Source organism: Vibrio amylolyticus, assembly GCF_023145695.1.
Taxonomy (GTDB): Bacteria; Pseudomonadota; Gammaproteobacteria; order Enterobacterales; family Vibrionaceae; genus Vibrio; species Vibrio amylolyticus.
Map to the genome: position 1 here is coordinate 101030 of NZ_JAJHVV010000005.1, position 20151 is coordinate 121180.

Consider the following 20151-nt stretch of genomic DNA (forward strand, 5'->3'; position numbering starts at 1 on the left):
TATATCGTGATGGAAAGTAAAATGCAGACTCCCTCTACCACTAATCACTCTAGCTTTGTCAATTCAAATACAGTTCATTCAAACGGGGTGATTTCAACCTTAATCGACAAGGTAAATCAATCGATAGTAGGACAAGAAAATGTCACCAAATCGATGGTGATTGCATTGCTAACGGGCGGACATATTCTTTTAGAAGGCTTGCCTGGCACCGCCAAAACAAGGGCTGCAAAAACTTTGTCCGAACTCTTAACGCTAGAGTTTAGTCGAGTTCAGTTTACACCGGACTTATTGCCTTCAGATGTGACCGGAACTCAGATTTACCACAAGGAAGAATCGTCATTATCCTTTCAACCTGGTCCTATATTTCACTCGATGGTCCTCGCCGATGAAATCAATCGTGCCCCGGCAAAAGTACAAGCCGCATTATTAGAAGCGATGGCAGAAGGAACGGTGACGGTAGGTGGAAACACGATGAAGCTGCCAGAGCCTTTTCTTGTCATTGCAACACAAAACCCAATTGAACAAGAAGGAACATACCCGTTACCAGAAGCTCAAATGGACAGATTTATCATGAAGGTGGATGTGAACTACCCAGATGCCAGTGCAGAAATGCAGATTATCGATTTAGTTCGCAAAGAGGAACTAGGTGAAGTCAAAGCTGGTAATAAAGAACCCATCGAATTAGTAGGAGCCGCGGAAGGAATCGCGCAGGGAAAAGAAGAAATTAAACATATCTATACGTCCCAACCAATGAAGCAGTATATTGTTGACTTGGTGATGGCGACCCGTTTTCCACATCTATACCCTCAATCAAACCTAGCGGCGTGGATAGAAGTGGGTGTGAGCCCTAGAGCCTCAATCTCGCTAGATAAATGTAGCCGTGCACACGCTTGGATAGAAGGGCGTGACCATGTAACGCCAGACGATGTGAGAAGTGTGGTCAATTCCGTATTGGGCCATCGAATTACCCCTAGTTTTGAAGCGCTGTCGAACTCGGTTACATCGAAACAAATCGTTGATGAACTGTTACTCAGCGTTCCTCTGACATAGGAGACCGTGATGAACACAGATATTGATCCTAGAGTCGTGGTGAAGTTTGATTCTTTGATGGCGATGAAGTTGAAAACTCGAGGCTTTCGATTACCACCATCGACCAAGCTGGCAAGTCAGTTATCAGGTTCGAATCGTTCAAGGTATCGAGGTCGTGGCGTAAATTTTGAAGAGTATCGCCAGTATCAAATGGGCGATGATATTCGAAGCTTGGATTGGAGCGTAACGCAACGTACTGGCGAACCACACATTCGAGTTTACAGCGAAGAGAAAGATCAATCGGTTATTTTATTTGTAGATCAACGCAGCAGTATGTTTTTTTCATCCATCGATACGATGAAATCGGTCGTTGCTGCTCATATAAGTGCTTGCTGTGCTTGGAAGGTCACTAAAAACAGTGACCGAATTGGGGCGTTATTATTTAACGATCATGAGATCAGTTGGTACAAGCCACAGCGTAATTCTGCGCACGTTTCAAGAATTTTACGAACACTCACCGATATGAACAAAGGACTATCGTCTAAGCAACGCATAGGCAGTCAATCTGGTCTGGAGTCGGGCTTTAGTCGCGGCCTGGCCAAGCTAACTAAGCAAAAGCTAAAAGGAAGCTTAGTGATTATGGTCAGTGACTTTAATGATTTGACCGAAAACGATTTTTCTCAAATAAAGTGGTTAAAGCAGCACAACGATATTTTAGGCGTTTCGATTAGTGATCCAATGGAAGCAAACCTCGAGTTCGTCGATTCGGCTAACATTAGCGATGGAGAGTTACAGCTTCCAGTTGGCCCTTCTTTGAATTCAAAATTAGTTCAATACAACAAAGATAATTCGCTGAAGGACGAACGAATTCGACAACTTATTCAAGCTGGTGGCATTGATGTCATCAAACTGGATACATCTGGCACGCACATCGCTCAATTTAACCAACAAACAAGTGGAGGTGGCCGTGTCTAGCAATAACATTCTATTAAAAGACCTCATCGATCCCTCGCTACCTCAGAGCATCAGCTGGTTACCAAGCACTATTGGGTGGAAGGTGGCGATGGTCGCATTGGTCGCCATCGTCATTTGGGTCACTCTTCGTTTTTACCGCCAATTAAAATCAGAGTCCTATCGTCGAAAAGCGATCAAAACGATAAAACAAGCGTCATATACTCATCCAACCACAAAAGAGTTACAGCTAGAGCTGAGGCGGATTAATAGTGTTGTTAAACATGTGGCATGTTTCGCATATCCAAACACACAGGTAGCAATGTTATACGGTCAACAATGGGTGTCGTTTCTCAATGACACGACAGCGACCTATGGTATGGATAACCAATTATTGAGCCGATGGCAGAGAGACCTTTATAAACCAGAGCTTGAGCACTCATGGAAAATGACTGATCTCAACCGGCTAAAGCTATTGTGCATTACGTGGATCAAAACTCATGATAGGAGAGCCTATGATTGAGTTTGAATACAGTTGGCTATTTTTGTTGTTACCCATGCCTATCCTTATTTATTACTTTGCCCCACGCTATCAAACTCGAGAGCACGCCATAAAAGTCCCATTTTTTAACCAACTTGTCTCAAGCTTAAATTTGAATGCGACGAGAGGGGCGGGTGATTTAAAGGCAACGACTTGGCAACGTTTTTCTTTGGTGTCTGGTTGGGTGCTGATCATTGTCGCCGCGGCGAAACCAATGTGGTTAGGGGCGGAAGAGACTCGGCATTTATCTGGGCGAGATCTAATGATGCTGGTTGATTTATCAGGCTCTATGGCAACCCGAGATTTTACTAATATAAAAGGGGAGCAGACGACTCGTCTAGCGGCTTCAAAAGAAGTATTGAATGCATTTAGTCAGCAAAGAGAAGGTGATCGTTTAGGGCTTATCGTATTTGGCGAAGCCGCGTATGTCCAATCTCCGTTTACGCTCGACCATAATGCATGGCTAACGCTTTTAAATGAAACAGAGCCGTCGATGGCGGGACCAAGTACCCATTTAGGTGATGCCATTGGGCTAGGGATTAAAACATTCCTTTCAGAGGTAAGTATTCAAGCTGATCTTGAAGGCCAACAAGCGGCTGTGAAAGTGCGCCAACAGCAAAGAGTCATGATTGTGCTAACCGATGGTAACGATACTGATAGTTTAGTTCCCCCCATTGATGCGGCAAAAGTGGCCGCTGAATACAATATAAGGATCCATGTCGTTACGATGGGCAACCCTAATACGGCAGGTGAACAAGCTATCGACATGGGTGTCATCGAAAAAATCGCAAGCATGACGGGCGGAGAGAGTTTTTTGGCGATGTCTCCAACCGATCTGAGTGAAATCTACCAAGCGATACATGAAATAGAGCCTCAAGTTTTTGAGAGCTTTACGTATCGGCCAAAAACGAGTTATCACCATCTTCCTGTGATCATCGCTTTACTGCATCAACTTGTATTTATGCTTTTTCGAACGCTGAACTTTCCAATACGTTCTTTTCGAAAGCAGCTCATTGCCGGGAAAGGAGTGAGCATAAAATGACACTGATGACAGCATTAGAAAATTTTCACTTTTTAAGACCGATTTGGTTACTTGTGTTGATGCCAATTTTTGCATTAATCGCATTCAATTGGCATCGAGATGCTAAGCAGAACGCTTGGACTGAAAAACTTCCTAAGCATTTGTTGAAGGCACTTTTAGTAGAACAACCGAGTTGGACGAGCCGAGTTCCAATTAAAACGCTATCGTTTATTGTGTTTGTTGCGGTTTTAGTGGCTTCTGGGCCGAGTTGGCATCGTTCTCCTATGCCTTTTGGAGAGAATACAACCCCTCTGGTTGTGGTATTGGATGCATCCAGTTCGATGCAACAGCAAGATTTAGCCCCAAGTCGACTGTTTCGAGCAAAGCAGAAAATACTCGAATTGTTAGAGCTAAGAAGCGGCGGATCAACGGCGCTGATTGTATATTCTGGAAGTGCGCATACGGCAATGCCGTTGACGCAAGATATCGAGATCTACCGTCCTTTGCTTGAGTCCATTAGCCCTGAAGTGATGCCTAGAAAAGGAAAGTTTGCAGAATATACATTACCTATCATTGAACAGGTTTTGACAGAAGTTAACCCTGCGGCTTCGATATTGCTTGTGACAGATGCCGTTAATACTAAGGCATCCAAAGCTTACCGAGATTACTTTTCTGAAAAGCCATATCAGCTACTGGTTTATGGTATCGGTAATGAAGCGATGACAACCCCGTACCCAATGGAGAAGAAAGCACTAAGCTCACTGGCGAAAGCATCTGGTGGACAGTTTGTCCCGTTCACTCAAGACAGTGCTGATATAGAGACGTTAGAGAGCAAAATAGAGGCTTTTGCTGTGCTTTCTGGTGGGGAGGCTGAACCATGGTACGACTCAGGGCATGCGTTGATTTGGCTCATCATACTTCCATACTTACTCTGGTTTCGTAAGGGGTGGCTTGTTAAGTGGGGGCTAGTGCTTGTTGTGTGTAACGCTCAATTATTGACAAGCCCAGTCTATGCAAGCGAATTTACTTGGCGTGATGTTTGGTTAACGAACGATCAGCAGGGCGCACTTGAATATAATAAAGAAAATTACAATAGAGCGGCTGAGCTGTTTGAAAATGAACGTTGGAAAGCCGATTCGTATTATAGAGCTGGTGAGTACGACATCGCCCAACAATTTTATATGCGAAGTGATGATATTGAATCAAAGTTGGGTGCAGCCGCGGCGCTCGCTCATATGAAAGAGTACATTGCAGCTAAACAACTGTATGACGAAATACTTGAAAACGATCCAAGTATTGAAGTCGCAACGAGTAATCTTTTTATCGTGAACTCAATTATTAAGCACATCGATACCTTCACAAAGAGCCAATCGAACAGTAATGAGCAACAAAGTAGTAAAGAGCGTGGTGACAAGCCGAAAAGCTCGGAAGGCGTATTGCAAGAAATAGATAGGAAGCAACTTATAAAAGAGACGCTATCAGCAGAAGCGATTCTCAATGATCCTTCCGTTAATGAAAAGTGGATGAAACGGGTGGAGAGTGATTTATCGATGTTCATTTCAACCAAGTTTTCTCTGCAGCTTGAACAGGGAAAAGGGCGAGAGACGGAGTGGCGTAATGATTAATCTAAACAAGATAAAAACGTGGCTACTCTTTATCGTTTGTCTGTTTTTATGTATAGGACCTGTTCAGGCTAGTACGATAAATGAGCTTAACGCGGAAGGTCGGGTAAAACTGACAGCGTGGTTAAGTAATGGTGTAGAGTCAGTTGCTCTTCACGAGCAAGTGGTCATAAACATCGAAGTGGCGACGGATACTTGGTTTACCAAAGGAACGAGAGTTCACCGTATCGAGGTCGATAATGCTTTGGTGGTTAATCGAAGCGCTTTTGCCATTAACTCTACGGAACGTATAAACGGTAAAACTTACTCAAAACAATTGTGGGAAATTGTCCTATACCCACTCGAAAGTGGAGAATATCGGGTTCCGCCAATCACGGTCGAGCTAGAAGTTAAGAATGACCGCCAGAATGTGAGCGGATTGCTAACTACAATCCCGTTAACGTTTGAAGCTCATAAGCCCATTCCCTACATGGTAGAAAGTCACCATTGGATTACGGCGAGTGAGCTAGAGATCACGGAAGAGTGGCAAGTGATCCACGCGAATCAAGGTGAATCGACCGATACCGGGCTGCTTAAGCGTGCGTTAGATAAGGAGGTTACCCTTAGTGTAGGCGATTCGTTAAAGCGGGTAGTGACTACGACAGCAACGGATACGAGCACCATGTTGTTACCTGATCTATTGAACATGCCTAAGGGTATGGACGATAGATTAACGTTTTATCGGCATGCCACCCAACATGAAGACCGTGAAATACGTGGTGAACGTTATTCTAAGAAAGTCGAGTCAGCAACGTATATCGTCGATCAAGCAGGAGAGATCACTCTGCCTTCAGTGGATATTTATTGGTGGAACCCTAACAGCAGTAATAATAAAAAAATGACAATACAAAAGTCAGTTTGGCTAGTTAGCCATACTTATTTATCGTTAATAGATTCGTATAAACATACGATATTAATGGCAACCTTATTTCTTGGTTTGTGTTGTTACCTATTTTACCGTGTCGGAAAATACTATAAGGAACACCCTTTACCTCGATGGTTTCGGGCGCTCTTAACGTTAAATAATAAATCGGAATCAAAATTTGAAACTATTTTATATGAGATTAAGTTAGTGAAATTTGGCCAATATAGATTGTTGAGTCACGCTAGCCATTCAAAAGGAACTACTTATGATGATTTAAAAGTTGTTCATGAACGGCATAATCGAAAGGGGAAATCAAAGCTAAGTCGATTTACTAGAATAAAAATATGGATAAGTTTAACAACCAAAAAGTATTAGTTTTTAATATATTCTCTCATTTTTAAGTAGCCACCGAAATAAATGCAGTAATATTTCGGTATTTTCCGCAAAGTAATTTAGCAAAAATGACCACACATTCGAAGTCGCACTAGCGATGACATTAAAACAACCAAAAGAAAGTAGTGGTTCATTATGAAAAAGACAATCTTAGCACTTTTAGTTGCTTCAGCTGCAACATCTGCATTTGCTGGCGAAATCTACTCAACAGATACAACGAACGTGTCGATGAAAGGTGAGGTTGATGCTTACCTTGCGACAACGGATATCCAAGGTGTTTCTACCGATGCTGATGTGAACGTTTGGGCGAAAGTACAAATGGACGCTGAGCAGAAACTGAGTGAACAACTAACAGGCTTTGCTTCTTTTGAAATTGAAGCGGGTTCAAACTACCGCAACACAGACACAGCCGCTAACTTTGATGATATTCATATTGGTATTAAGACTGATACATGGGGTCTAGCTGTGGGTGAAGTGGGCGACCTAGCTGAGTCTGCTGATGCGATTCAAAAAGACGACATCACAAATGAAGGCAACTACATGGGCTCTGCTGGTGGTAACCACCGTGAGTCAAAAGGTAATGGCATTGTAGCGAAGACTATCGTCGGCCCAATGACATTTGTAGCTGATATCAATACTACTAACGAAAAGAACCTAGATTCAACTTATGGTGTGTCTGCAGATTACGCACATGATGTCTTCTCAATTGGTGCTTCATTCATTCAAGGTGAAACCGATTCTGACGAAGATTACGAGCTATACGGTGTATCGGCATCGGCAGAATTTAAAGGCGTTTACTTAGCAGCAACATACGCTGAGTTTAAAGGCGCTGACAGCTTTGGTTTCTACAATACTTCATCGCTAGCGGATGGTGAGACTCTGGGTCTAGCGGCTTCTTACTCGCTAAATAACATCCGTGTTTACTCAACATATGCTATCGCTGATATTGAGTCAGCGACAGAGTCTGGCGATACCACAAACTGGGTAATAGGTGCTGACTACGCTGTTGCAAGTAACATTACTGCTTTTGCAGAATACCAACAAGCTGATGCTGATTGGGCTTCTGAAGACTCAATGACGGTAGTGACTGGTGTTTACTACAGTTTTTAATCATTAGAAAAATCGGCCAGTTAATTAGTCGTTAACTGGCTATCCCTGCCTTTTACCTCCCCTAAATATGCTCACCACATATTTGGATTTGGCCACACTCAGTTATTTTCTAGTGTGGCTTTTTCTATTCTCTACCTGCAGATTCGATAGGAGTGAACATGATTGTAGATATTGTTGCTAAGGGTAGCATTTATGGAAATACCACGACATTTCGTTGTGAACCGAATAAAGATGGACTTTTTGAACTGTCAAAGATCGTCGGGCGAAAAACCGGAACGAGACCACAAAGCCTTTGTAATAAAGTTTACGTAGAAACAAAAGAAGAAGCGCTAAAGTTACTGCTGACAAATAAATACTATATATCACTAACAGGCCGTTATTCAGGTATACATCGAAAGTCTTTGAGACGTATCGCAACCTGTACCATTGTAAAAATATGACATAAAGCTCTACACTTTTTACCATAGTCTTCGAATAATGAGCCTGCTTGTTGAGGAATCTATATAACTTAGCCTTTATATCCCCTCTCTTAACTAATCAGCTCTTTAAAGAGATCAATAAATGCTCTCGTTTTTTTAGAAAGAAACTGGGCAGATGGGTAAATCATAGTTAAATGTAAGCTTGGGTAAGTAATGTTTGGTAATACTTGAACTAATCGTCCGTCTTCAATGGCCTTTCTAGAGTGCACCGTCGGCAAAAAAGCGATACCTTGACTGTTTAAAGCCAAAGACTGGAGCAAGTTTAGGTCATCAGATTTAAGGGATATGTGTAAATCGTGTTCCAGCAAGTCTGCGTTATAACGGTTCGTAAAAACGCGATGCGATCTTAGATCATTTACAGATGTTAATGGAGAATGGGAGTTTAAATACTCTCTTGATGCGACAAGATGACAACGATAAGGGATCAAACTGAATTGAATATAGCTATCATCGGTAATAGAAACCACGTTAGGTAACACTTGCAGATCGAAAGCCTGCCTTTTTAAATCGACACTGTCTTGATGGTTCTCGACTTCTATTTGAATGTTTGGAAAACGAGAAGAGTACTCGGTAATAGCGGAAGTGAAGGCTTGAGAAGTCATCAGTGCAGAGGGCAAAGCAAGGCGGAGTGTGCCAGTAAAGTCCTGCTGGGACTCTTTCATTGCAATGATCCCATGCTCTATATGATGAACCTGTTGAGAGACAAGATCATACAAATATTTACCATGTTCCGTTAATTCAATCGTCTTTGTTGTTCTAATTAGCAACTCACAACCTAATGAGCTTTCAAGTACTTGCAGGCGCCGGCTAACTTTAGAACGTTGCAGGTTATTGGCTTTTGCTGCTGCGCTTATCCCTCCGTGAAGTACCGTTTGTGTAAACAATCTCAAATCATCAATGCTTGTATTCATTGTCCTACTTTTAGGTCGGTCGTGTATGTTTTTTTATTCTACCAGACTCACATGCAAAACCCTATAATAAGGTCGAATTGCGTAACTAAGGGTTTAATACAATGACTGAAAGTAAAAAATTCAAACAATGGATGAAAGTGCTGAGCCTCACTTTTATTGTCTTGTTTTTGTATATTATAATTGCTGACCGTAATGCACCTTTGACCACCGAAGGTCGTGTGCACGGGCATGTAGTACAAATTGCGCCAGAAGTCTCAAGTCGCGTAACAGAAGTTATGATTCGAAATAATGACCACGTTGGAAAAGGAGACATTCTTTTCAAGCTGGACCCTCGCCAATTTGAAATAGCACTTGATAAAGCTGAGCTTTCATTGAAATCAGCGAAAGAAAAAGAGATTGCTTTACATGCACAAAAAAGTGCCGCAATTGCAAACATAACAAGAGCGAAAGCCTCACTAGACAATGCACTTTCGGAATACAATCGAATTGTTACACTTTCGAAGCAACAAGCCGTTTCTCGCTCAACACTTGATGAAGTGACTAAGCACTATCAAGTTGCAACCGCAGCGTTAGAGATAGAACGTCAGAATTTAAAAGTGCTACAAGCACAGTTGGGCCGTGGTGAAGGTACAACAACGGATGTTCGCCTTGCGAAGAATCAGGTAGAGAAAGCGAAGCTTGATTTAGAAAAGACATATGTACGCTCGCCAAGCGATGGTGTTGTGACGAATCTACGTTTAGAGGTTGGAACGGCTGCGAGTGCAAATATGCCTCTATTAACATTCGTTTCTTCAGGTTCATTATGGGTAGCGGCTGATTTTCGAGAGAAATCAGTAACCAGAGTTAATGATGACTATAAAGCGTTGGTTACATTTGATGCATACCCTGGCCGAGTGTTTCAATACGACGTTGACAGCCGAGATCATGGTGTCTCTTCAGGGCAGCAAACACCGAACGGTACATTAACAGAGATACAAGTAAACAATCGCTGGGTACGAGATGCTCAACGTACTCGTATCAACCTAGATAACGATGAGACTTTACCGAGCTCACTATTTGTTGGTTCTAGAGCAACCATGGTTCTGCATTCAGGAAACAATGCATTTTGGCAAGCGGTTGCAAAACTAAGAATTCGCATGGTTAGTCTGTTTCACTTTATTTATTAAGGGGGATTGATGAAAGCGCTTCGTATATGGTTTGGCTGTTCGCTTGGATTGGCAATCAGTATGGTATTAGGCTGGGACTTTGGCTTTCTTACTATTCTGATGCCACTGTTCGTGCTAGGTAAAATTGACCATTTCCACCTGCCTGCAATGATAATGATATTCGCAGCAGCGGTCTGGACCTCGCTACAAATTACATTGTTGTGGGAATTCTTTAATATCTACCCTGTGATTCTGTTCATATTGGTCGGCGTTGCCTTTTTAATTAATAGCATCGCTATGACCAATCAGAAAACGTTCTTAATAGGGTATATGGGGTTGTTACTAGGGTCGATTCTTTTGAACTTTTCTAGTTACACCTTCATGGATATCGAAGAGCTTTCAATCACCATTATTGTTGCGTGTATAGCAAACATCGTCATTTGTAGTATTGCACACTGGCTCTTTCCTGAACCGGAAGGAAAACCATCCACTGAAGAGCCAAAGCAGGCGGCCCCTGAGTCAGATTCTGCTATAAGTCGAATAGAAGGGATGACACAAGTTGCAATGGTTTGGTCGATCGCAATGTTTGCATTTGTAGTTTTTCAGGTCTTTGATTTGTATGACTCAGCAGCAGCGAATGCTTCGATTCTTATCATATTGGCACCGATGACATGCATTGGTATTCTTCAAATGGCTAAGATACGGATAATTGGCACAGCATTGGGGTGTGTCGCTGGGCTTGCTGTTCAGTTAACACTAGGACTATGGTTTGAAAATCCTTTCCTTTATTGGTTGCTCTTTACCATTGCTATGGGGCCATTTTGTTACTGGCAAACGCAAGGTATTGCCAAAGCGGCGCTTTCACTCTCTGCAATGGCGGCGCTTTGTGTTCCATTAACCTCCGCTCTGGCCCCTGGTGAGTCTGATGCGGTGTTCTCAATTCTTTATCGTTTTAGTTCTATCTTTATCGCGGTGATATTAAGTGTGTTAGTGATGCTATGTATTCAGTATGTGTTCGATAGGACCTTACCTAAGCCAAACATATCGAAGAGAACTCACAATGTTGGCTCTAATCAGTCATAGATAGTCGTGCGCGAAAGCGTCATGAAAATAAGGCAGTGACTGTTAATGAACCATCGAATTTTTAAAACGACAAGGCGAACTCTGCGTCAATGTTATGTTCTTATATTGCTGACGCTAACATCAGCATGCAGTACTACGCCGGAAAGAAATGCATCGATAAATTCTGAGTCTATGAACCCACTTAACGTGTCAGGGCTCAGGTTTTGGGATGATCATATCTCTAAAACGGAAAATTATGATGTACTAGCTGAGATAGATGCGTTGATTAAGAATAAAGCGGACACCGATATGGTAAATCACTTAGCTTTGTCAGGTGGTGGCGTTAATGGTGCTTTTTCCGCTGGCATTTTAAACGCATGGACAGAGCAGGGAACAAGACCTGATTTTGATGTCGTTACTGGGGTCTCTACGGGGGCACTTGTATCCGTCTTCGCCTTTTTAGGCAGTGAATACGATGAGCAGCTAAAGCACTATTACACCGAAACAACGCTAGATGAAATGTTTAAAAGGAACTCAATCATCCAGTTGATATCACGTCGCGCAATCGTTGATACTACGGGGTTTGAGGAAAAGGTCCGCAACGCAATAAATACCGATATGATTGAAAAAATTGCGGTTGAAAGAGAGAAAGGGCGACTCCTACTCATTGCGACGACCAATTTAGATAATGAGAAAATGGCGGTGTGGGATGTCGGTCGAATAGCGGAATTAAGAAGTGCAGAAGCTCAGAAACTTGTACAAGATATTGTGATTGCAAGTAGCTCTATCCCTGGAGCGTTTCCTGCTAAGATTATTAACCTTGATTCAGATGTCGGTAATTATGATGAGCTACATGTTGATGGTGGCGTATCAAGACAAGTGTTTCTAATTCCTCAGTGGATGCAAAATAGAACGGAGGTATCGCCGTTTAAGCAAACCGTTTATGTGATAAGAAATGGGAGTTTAAAACCGAGGTTTAGTGAAGTTGATAATAGTATTTCATCAGTATCAGCGAGATCGGTATCGACACTAACGAGAAGGCAAGGTGTTGGTGATGTTGAGTATATTTATCACTATTCTTTAAGTCATGATCTGGATTTCAATTTGGCGCACATCGACGATGACTTTATTGATGATGACTTAGACCCTCTGGGTCTCGAGTATATGAACGCTGTTTTTGATTATGGCTACTGGCATATGAAAAGTGAAACACTATGGCTCGAACGACCTCCAAGCCTAGGAAAAGAGTTTAAATTGTAAAAAAACTGAAATCTACGGAGAAATTGGTAACTAAGGTCTTAATTTACTCGTGATCCTGGTTATCCTTTTATTTCGTTGCGACAAGGGTATAGAATAATCTCAGCCCAATGAAATAGGATTGTTCATGAAAAATATTGCTGTCTTTGTTGATGTACAGAATGTGTATTACACCACGCGTGATAAGTATCGCCGTAATTTCGATTATAACCAATTCTGGTATGTCGCGACTCAAGGGTTCAATGTTGCTCATGCTAACGCTTATGCGATCTCTAGTACCGACCCTAAGCAGCGTCAATTTCACCACATTCTGCGTGGCATTGGATTTACTGTTTGTTTGAAACCGTTTATTCAACGAAAAGATGGAAGCGCGAAAGGGGACTGGGATGTGGGTATAGCTTTAGATGCCTTTGAACTTGCTCCGAATGTCGATAAGGTTATTTTGGTCTCAGGGGATGGAGACTTTTCTATTCTTGTGGACCGAATCAAATCTCGTTTTGGTAAGCCAGTTGAAGTTTACGGTGTACCGGGCTTAACATCTCAAGATTTGATTGAATCAGCGAGCAAATTCATACCTATCGATGACGATCTACTGCTCTAAATCAGAGTTCACTTCTTCAGTGCTAGTGGTATCAGCGGCTTTATTCGCTTCTTCAGCTTCGATTTTTGCACGTTCTGCTTTAGAGATGTAACGAGGCTTATTGCTGCTGTGTAGTTTGGCATTGTGCTTTTTCTGTTTTTTCTTCAAGATTTCATTAATTTTCTTTTTGCGATTCATAGATAATGCCATATGGTGTTATTTGGAAGAGGATAATAGAGTTTTTCACGTGAGACAGCAAGTTTGTATCCTGCTCATTAAGGGTAGTCATGGCCACTAAACAAAGCAATATCTTAAAGGGCGCGTTACTGACAGAGTTTAAAACAGTGGCATCTATGATGGCTATATACTGTCGTGACCACCATAGTGGCGATGAATTATGTGCAGAATGTCAGTCTCTTCTTACTTACGCAGAGACTAAATTAGATCGTTGTCCGTATGGAGATGCAAAGCCGACGTGTAATCGTTGCCCAATCCACTGTTATAAGCCTCAACCAAAAGAACAAATGCGCTTAATTATGCGTTACTCGGGGCCAAGAATGTTGCTCCCGCATCCTATACTTGCAATACGCCATTTGATCCACGAAAGAAAACCAGTACCTGAAAAACCATTACCAAAGAATTCAAATCGTCATCATCGCCAGTTAAAGAATAAATAGTCGAAGAAAGTCGTTCAAACTGTGCTTAAAAAATATATTTAAAGGTCTACCTATGAACAACGTATATGCAGAGATAACAGGGTGGGGAAAGTGTCTTCCACCTTCTGTTCTTACCAATAATGACTTAAGTACCTTCATGGAAACTTCAGACGAGTGGATTCGTACTCGTACCGGGATTGAAGAGCGCCGAATAAGCCACGTTAACACGTCTGATATGGCGACTGTGGCGGCTAGGCACGCTATTGCTTGTGCAAATATCGACGTAAACGATATTGATGTTGTTATTGTCTCTACTTGCTCTCCTGACTCTCTACTGCCAAACACGGCGTCCAAGGTGTCACAAAATCTTGGGATTAAAGCGGCCGCAGCGTTTGATTTAAACGCGGCTTGTACTGGGTTTGTCTACGGGTTAGAAACCGCAACCCGCTTAATTCAAGCGGGTAACTATAAACATGCGTTAGTGATAGGTGCCGAGCGATTATCGTTTTTTATTGATTGGACTAAACGCGATACGGCGGTTCTTTTTGGAGACGGTGCTGGTGCGGTTGTACTTTCTAAAACGGAACAACAAGTTGGTTTACAAAAAGCCAGCATTGGCTGTGATGCCAAAGGACGCGATATTCTTGCGGTACCTAAATTTGGTACCTCGATGGACAGATTCGCTGCAGACAATGGCTATTGGGACTTTAACTTCATCGGAAAAGACATTTTCAAACGTGCAGTAAAAGGCATGGGTGCTGCGTCAAACGAAGTGTTAACTCAATCTAAGCTTTCAACTGACGATATCGATGTGGTCATTCCCCATCAAGCGAATATTCGTATCATTCAGACATTGTGTGACATTTCCGGCATTGAGCAGGATAAGGCCTTTATCAACATTAATAAGTATGGAAACACTTCAGCTGCGACCGTGCCGATTGCACTTTGCGAAGCGGTAGAACAAGGTAAAATACAACCAAATAATAACCTATTATTGGCGGCGTTCGGGGCGGGTTTAACTTGGGGTGCCGCGCATGTAAAATGGGGCGAACGAGTTACGCCACTGTCAACGAGCGAGGCTTGTCTCGAAGAGACGGATAAAACCGCACTTGAACTACTTGAAGAAGCAATTTCCTTTTGTAAGGAAAAGAGTAAAACCATTACTTTTTAAACGTGGTAGCTTAGATTAAAAAACAAAAAGGTTAGACATAATTATCTATGTCTAACCTTTTTTTGTGCTAATTTTCGTTCGAATCATTAAGTGGTCGGAACCTTTCACATCCGTAATCGCCTTTCTTGAACAAATGGACCAACTATCTGTGTCGGATTTTAGCCAAAGGTGATCGATGGCAATCATAGAAAGTGCGGGCGTTTGAAAGTAAGGATTCCAATTTGGCCATGACGCCACTGGATACGTTTGGAATTCAGAAAAAATCCGATTAAACAACAGGCTGTTTGCTGAAAGGTTGAAGTCTCCAACGATAAGCGTGTCAGGGTAAGGGTAGGTCTCTACCATCGCTTCTATCGTTCTGATTAATGCGTCTCTCCTATACCACAACTGTTTATTTCTCGGGGAAGGAGGATGCGCAGTAATAAGGTGAATGGTGTTCTCTGGTGTTACTTGCCATTCCCCACTAATCACGTTTTGTGCGTCAGGTGTATGGAAAACCGAAAATCCATGTAAAGGATATTTACTGAGAATCAGTTGGCTAGAAGGGTAGCCAATTGCAGGTTGCCCTCCATAGCGATAGGGGAAGATATCATCGAGCATGTAAAACATTTCGCCCATCTCGGGTGACACCTCTTGCATTATGACAAGATCAGCTGGGTTTTGGATTAGCTCGTTTACATAGCTATTGATGTCTGGGTTGTCGTAGTAAAGATTAAATTGCACGATTTCAAATTTTGATGCGTTTTCGCATGTCGCTGTACTGACGTTATGACGTGGAGCCAATGAGAAGCAGAACATCATGAAGATTAAACTAGCAACGGCCGATTTCTTATCTCGAATAATCAGGGAAAATATCAGTAGCACACCGTAATAGAAGATAAATAAGGCAGGGTAGGCAAAAATATTCTCTAACCACCAACTAGGTTTAATCTGTGAGAAAGTACTGAATATAACGGCAGGGGCGAGTAAAAGTAGCCAAATCACGATCTTCAATCAACTGATCCACTTTATAGTTAAGGAATAAGCTAAGTATGGACCAAATGTAGATACATATTTGATTTTACGGAAAATAAATGGGCTCTGATAGAGCCCAAGTTTTAAATAAATGGCGTATTTGACTATGCTTTTTGTTCAGTTGTGAATTCGGCGACGGCGTTATCCATATCTTGGGCTTGGCTTGAGACAACATCAACTTCAGATAAACACTGTTTTGCCGACTGCATATTGCTATCTGAAATCGAATTCAACTCCGTAATTGATTCACTGACTTGATTCATCACAATACCTTGTTCTTCAATCGCGGAAGCGATACGTTCAGAATTGGATTGGATGTTATCCATATCAGTTAAGATTTGGCTCAAGCTCTCATCTAGTGTTTGAGAGGCAGTTAACGTTTGTTCACCTTGCTCGTTACACTGGTCAATGTTGACGACAACTGTCGACATCTGTTTCTGAATCGCATCCACCACTTTCGTGATCTCTTCCGTCGATTGATGCGTTCTGCTCGCAAGTGCTCTTACTTCGTCGGCAACCACTGCAAATCCCCGTCCTTGTTCACCGGCCCTTGCCGCTTCGATCGCGGCATTGAGCGCAAGTAGGTTGGTTTGTTCAGCTATTCCTTGAATAATATGTACCGCACCACCAATTTTTTCGACATGCTCGTTAAGAGAGGAGATAGAGGTTTGGCTTTCACCGAGGATATTGGATAACGAACCAATGTTATCTACCGTAGAACTCACGACTTCACGACCATGCTGTGCATTGACAGACGCTTGTTGTACACCCTCAACAGCCACTGCGGTACTTTCTGAAATTTCATTAATGGTCGCGACCATTTCTTGGACGGCTGTTGCCATTGTGGAGGTATGATCCGCCTGGGTGTGGAATTGGGTGATAACGTTCTGAAGTTCATTATGCATATTATTCGTGGTTTGAGATAGCTGACCCGCTTTACTTTGAGTACCCGAAATCAGAACTTCAAGCTTATCAAGTAGACGGTTGAAGTAGGTACCTATTGAAACAAGTTCGTTATTACCCGTTAGGTTTGCTCTCATTGACACGTTGTTTGACCGAGCGATCTCTTGGATGACGACAAGCAATTGGGATACTTGTAAATTGATGGACCGAGCGATCTGGTAAATAAATCCTGCGATAAATAAAATAACGCCAAACGTCACGGCCTGCTTAACAAAAAACAGTTGGTCTTGTAACCCTCCAACTTCCGTTTCTAACGTGGTAGAGAATTGTTTAAATTGCTCTTCGACTGTGTGAGATAACCCCCGAGTTTCTCCGAGTAACCCTTTATTATACGCAACACCAATAACCACTTCTTGTGCTAAAAGCGCTTTAGCGTCACGAAGGTAATCTGTGTCTTGAATATTGGCCAGTAGCGAATCGTCCCATTCACCTTTTAGTAATTTTTTATCAAATTCAAACAGTTTCACTAGATCATCACTATTAAGGCGTTGCTCCAACTTTTGAAGGCTCATATTGTAACGGCCAAGCATTTGTTCTGTTTCTTTTAATCCGAATTTACTGTAAGCGGCGACAAGATTTTGAAACCCAGTTTGGTATTTTAAAATATCAACCCTAAGTTGTTCGGTAGAAGCGAATTCATGGGAGATGAGAATGCTCGAAAGTTCCGCTTCTTTACCTAGAAATATATCCATATTGGCATCAAATTTACTGAGGTACTTTGCATCTTTTCTTAGTAAGAAGTCTTTTTCATTACGTCGTAAATGGAGTAGGCGAGTTTCCAATTCAGAAACCAACATGCTTGCATTACTCAATTCCAAAGTAGTGGTTGCAAAGTGTGTGGTGATACCAAGTAACGCCACGACACCAAGGATGGCCACACCACCAAGTGAGTATAATTTTTGTTTTATATTCATCTAAATGCCTATACGCAATGGTTGCATTATTCTTAATAAACTTAGTTGTGAATTAGGGAATGATCAATTCAGTTCGGAAAGAGGGGATATAGATTGGATTTATTAGGTATAGAAAGGTCTTTTTACATCTAATTATGAGTAATTTTTGTTTATTGTATATATAGAAAAAAACCACACTGAATTAAATTCAGTGTGGTTTATTGTTATAGCTTGCGAGAAATTAGCCTAGCGACGAGTACTCACCATCAGAAAGCGAATATGATACGCCGTTTTCAACGCTGATTGATTCTATACTAGAGACAATATCGAATGAGTCGTCGTCAAGATTTGTGATCTTATACTCTTTTTTATATGCCGCCCCATTCGCTTCAATCGAAATATTAGTGCCAGCAGCGTAAATGATTTCATCATTCCCACTTCCGCCATTAATCACATCATTCCCGCCACTGCCGATGATAGTGTCATTGCCGATACCTACGTTAATGACATCATCATGACCTGAACCAGTAACAGTATCGTTCCCTGTTAGTGTCTGAAGCGTCATTCCATGCCCTAAAGCACTAAAATCAATGACGTCATCTCCTCGGGTAGTCTGTAAAATCTCAACGTTTGAAACCGTGTCTGTTGATGTTATTTGGCCACTAAGTATTGAATCGACATTGAACGTATCGCTATCAACTGCCATTACTTTTAATGCGTCTGCATTTTTATAGGTTTCATTGTATTTTAAGGTATCAATACCTTCGCCTCCATCAATAATGTCGTTTTCAGCATTGGTAGCTAAATGAGCTGGGCGTTTTTCGTCACCGTATATAGTATCGTTACCACCACCAGCGAAGATCATATCATTGCCGGCACCCCCATCGAGCGTGTCATCGCCTGCATTCCATGTGTCACTAATACTATTATCACCAAATAGTACATCGTCACCGGTACCACCAGTTAAATCATCATGACCATCAGCACCAATGAGTAGGGTATCGACGCCATCCTGAGCCGTTTTATTATCGTATCCGTTATGACCGCGCAAGATGGTGTACGTGCCTTCAGAAAATGTCGCTTTCTCTACGCCACTAAGTTGGTCTGTACCGTCACGACCAGATACTAAATCAGCTACAGTCAGCCCATTTGAAAATTGGTATTCCGATACCGATCCAGTGAATACTGCGGTGTCTACACCTTCACCACCAATTAGTGTGTCGTTTCCACCACCACCAACCAATGTATCGTCACCATCGCCTCCATCTAAGGTGTCATTACCGCCTTTGTAAGTAAATCCAACGCCATTATCACCAAGTAGAACATCGTTTCCTGTACCACCAGTTAAGTCATCATGACCATGGGCACCAATTAGAAGGGTATCAACACCATCTTCGGCAGTTAATTTATCGTAACCATTGTGGCCAACTTTAAGCGTATAAGTTTCACCGTCGAAGGTTGCTTTTTCTATGCTGGTTAATTGATCTTTACCGTCCCTGTCTGACACAGTATCTGTCACGGTGAGGCGATTTTGGAAGTGGTAATCAAGAACAGAACCAGAGAAAACCGCAGTATCTACCCCAGCACCGCCGTCGATATGATCGTTACCTTGACCACCCGTGATAGTATCATTTCCCGCTAGTGCTTCAATTTTATCATCCGCATTGGTTCCTGATAGTGAAGGGTCGTCGTTGCTGCTGCCAACAATTACGTCGGGCTTGGTCAGCTTCGCCATGATGGCAATGGTGTCAGGACCTCCATCTACAGAATTAAGTAGTGGTGCAATGGCAGGATCATGGGCTAAGCCATCGAGTTTAATCGAAGTACCAAGTTTACCCCCTCCTAAGAAAGTGAGTATAAGTTGCCCTGATTCGTTATGAGTAATGACGACGTTATCGACCGAGTGCTGTACAAACGCATCTGCGTCTTCGATATCCTCTTCAAGCCCGAGTTTATCAGCAGCTTTTGAGACTTGGGCATCTAATTTATCTTCAATCTTATTTTCACGAATGGTCACTTTCTCTGTTAGTGTATCACCTTCGAATCGGGTTGAAAGTTTGCTTTCTACAAGGTCATGCTCTAATACAAAGTGTTTGCGATTAAAGACAAGTTCTAAAGCATCCTCCCCAAGGGTAAAGTCTTTGATCGTATTATCACCGCCCCGCCAAACTCGCATCGAAAACGTATCTTCACCGGTACCTCCGGATACGCTGTCATTACCAACGCCACCGAATATAGTATCATTGCCGTTTCCACCGTTTACTTTGTCGTCACCGGCATTACCTTCAAGAATATCGTTTCCTGCACCACCATTTACCGTGTCGTTTCCTTTTTTACCCAAAATATGGTCATCACTTGTGCCACCTGTTTTAAAGTTGTTTCTGTGGTCAAGAGTGATTGTGTTGTATTGTTGATTATCCATTTTCAGCCTTCCATTTTTCCTAGTTTC

Annotated in this window: 19 protein-coding genes; 14 read left to right on the plus strand and 5 right to left on the minus strand. The window is 42.2% G+C overall.

Annotation, left to right across the window (positions count from 1 at the left end; genetic code table 11):
- Positions 1-21 precede the first annotated feature (21 nt).
- From KP803_RS09315 to KP803_RS09350, 8 genes are all read left to right on the plus strand, one after another.
- Complete coding sequence (locus KP803_RS09315; RefSeq protein WP_248008557.1) at positions 22-1050, plus strand: AAA family ATPase; 1029 nt, start codon at positions 22-24, stop codon at positions 1048-1050.
- A 9-nt stretch (positions 1051-1059) separates the two neighbouring features.
- The gene (locus tag KP803_RS09320; protein WP_248008558.1) at positions 1060-2004 is read left to right on the plus strand and encodes a DUF58 domain-containing protein; all 945 of its coding nucleotides are present in this window, start codon (positions 1060-1062) and stop codon (positions 2002-2004) included.
- Positions 1997-2503: a DUF4381 domain-containing protein gene (locus KP803_RS09325; RefSeq protein WP_248008559.1), complete on the plus strand. Its 507-nt coding sequence runs from the start codon at positions 1997-1999 to the stop codon at positions 2501-2503. Before KP803_RS09320 ends, KP803_RS09325 begins: the two co-directional genes overlap by 8 nt.
- Positions 2496-3563, plus strand: a complete 1068-nt coding sequence (locus KP803_RS09330; RefSeq protein WP_248008560.1) for a VWA domain-containing protein — start codon at positions 2496-2498, stop codon at positions 3561-3563. Before KP803_RS09325 ends, KP803_RS09330 begins: the two co-directional genes overlap by 8 nt.
- On the plus strand, positions 3560-5167 hold the full coding sequence (locus tag KP803_RS09335) for a VWA domain-containing protein (RefSeq protein ID WP_248008561.1): 1608 nt from the start codon (positions 3560-3562) through the stop codon (positions 5165-5167). The genes KP803_RS09330 and KP803_RS09335 overlap by 4 nt, the downstream gene beginning before the upstream one ends.
- Entirely contained in the window at positions 5160-6443 is a 1284-nt protein-coding gene (locus KP803_RS09340; protein ID WP_248008562.1) for a BatD family protein, read from the plus strand. Before KP803_RS09335 ends, KP803_RS09340 begins: the two co-directional genes overlap by 8 nt.
- Before the next feature lie 153 nt (positions 6444-6596).
- Positions 6597-7571: a porin gene (locus KP803_RS09345; protein ID WP_248008563.1), complete on the plus strand. Its 975-nt coding sequence runs from the start codon at positions 6597-6599 to the stop codon at positions 7569-7571.
- 158 nt (positions 7572-7729) lie between these two features.
- The gene (locus tag KP803_RS09350; protein ID WP_248008564.1) at positions 7730-8011 is read left to right on the plus strand and encodes a hypothetical protein; all 282 of its coding nucleotides are present in this window, start codon (positions 7730-7732) and stop codon (positions 8009-8011) included.
- Positions 8012-8100: 89 nt separating this feature from the next.
- Here the strand turns inward: KP803_RS09350 and KP803_RS09355 are convergent, their stop codons facing one another.
- Positions 8101-8961: a LysR family transcriptional regulator gene (locus tag KP803_RS09355; RefSeq protein ID WP_248008565.1), complete on the minus strand. Its 861-nt coding sequence runs from the start codon at positions 8959-8961 to the stop codon at positions 8101-8103.
- A 101-nt stretch (positions 8962-9062) separates the two neighbouring features.
- Here KP803_RS09355 and KP803_RS09360 point away from each other — a divergent pair, with 101 nt between their 5' ends.
- The 4 genes from KP803_RS09360 to KP803_RS09375 all read left to right on the plus strand — a co-directional run bounded on the left by KP803_RS09360 (position 9063) and on the right by KP803_RS09375 (position 13026).
- A complete protein-coding gene (locus tag KP803_RS09360) occupies positions 9063-10127 on the plus strand; it encodes an HlyD family secretion protein (protein WP_248008566.1) in 1065 nt (354 codons plus the stop codon).
- Between the two features lie 9 nt (positions 10128-10136).
- Positions 10137-11189 carry a DUF2955 domain-containing protein gene (locus tag KP803_RS09365; RefSeq protein WP_248008567.1) on the plus strand — a complete coding sequence of 351 codons (1053 nt, stop codon included), beginning with the start codon at positions 10137-10139 and terminating at the stop codon, positions 11187-11189.
- Between the two features lie 45 nt (positions 11190-11234).
- Positions 11235-12428 (plus strand): patatin-like phospholipase family protein, encoded by a 1194-nt coding sequence (locus tag KP803_RS09370; protein WP_248008568.1) that lies wholly within the window; start codon positions 11235-11237, stop codon positions 12426-12428.
- Between the two features lie 124 nt (positions 12429-12552).
- Positions 12553-13026: a LabA-like NYN domain-containing protein gene (locus tag KP803_RS09375; RefSeq protein WP_248008569.1), complete on the plus strand. Its 474-nt coding sequence runs from the start codon at positions 12553-12555 to the stop codon at positions 13024-13026.
- Here the strand turns inward: KP803_RS09375 and KP803_RS09380 are convergent.
- Positions 13015-13203, minus strand: a complete 189-nt coding sequence (locus tag KP803_RS09380) for a DUF2986 domain-containing protein (RefSeq protein ID WP_248008570.1) — start codon at positions 13201-13203, stop codon at positions 13015-13017. The two genes, KP803_RS09375 and KP803_RS09380, sit on opposite strands and share 12 nt — an antisense overlap.
- Positions 13204-13292: 89 nt before the next feature.
- Between KP803_RS09380 and KP803_RS09385 the strand changes: the two genes are divergently transcribed.
- On the plus strand, positions 13293-13682 hold the full coding sequence (locus tag KP803_RS09385) for a nitrous oxide-stimulated promoter family protein (RefSeq protein ID WP_248008571.1): 390 nt from the start codon (positions 13293-13295) through the stop codon (positions 13680-13682).
- Positions 13683-13734: 52 nt separating this feature from the next.
- A complete protein-coding gene (locus KP803_RS09390) occupies positions 13735-14832 on the plus strand; it encodes a ketoacyl-ACP synthase III (RefSeq protein WP_248008572.1) in 1098 nt (365 codons plus the stop codon).
- A 51-nt stretch (positions 14833-14883) separates the two neighbouring features.
- Here KP803_RS09390 and KP803_RS09395 read toward each other — a convergent pair whose 3' ends face one another.
- From KP803_RS09395 to KP803_RS21900, 3 genes are all read right to left on the minus strand, one after another.
- A complete protein-coding gene (locus KP803_RS09395) occupies positions 14884-15816 on the minus strand; it encodes an endonuclease/exonuclease/phosphatase family protein (protein WP_248008755.1) in 933 nt (310 codons plus the stop codon).
- A 134-nt stretch (positions 15817-15950) separates the two neighbouring features.
- Positions 15951-17723, minus strand: coding sequence for a methyl-accepting chemotaxis protein (locus KP803_RS09400; RefSeq protein ID WP_248008573.1), 1773 nt, complete (start codon positions 17721-17723; stop codon positions 15951-15953).
- A gap of 220 nt (positions 17724-17943) precedes the next feature.
- Positions 17944-20124: a hypothetical protein gene (locus tag KP803_RS21900; protein ID WP_282437240.1), complete on the minus strand. Its 2181-nt coding sequence runs from the start codon at positions 20122-20124 to the stop codon at positions 17944-17946.
- Positions 20125-20151 lie beyond the last annotated feature (27 nt).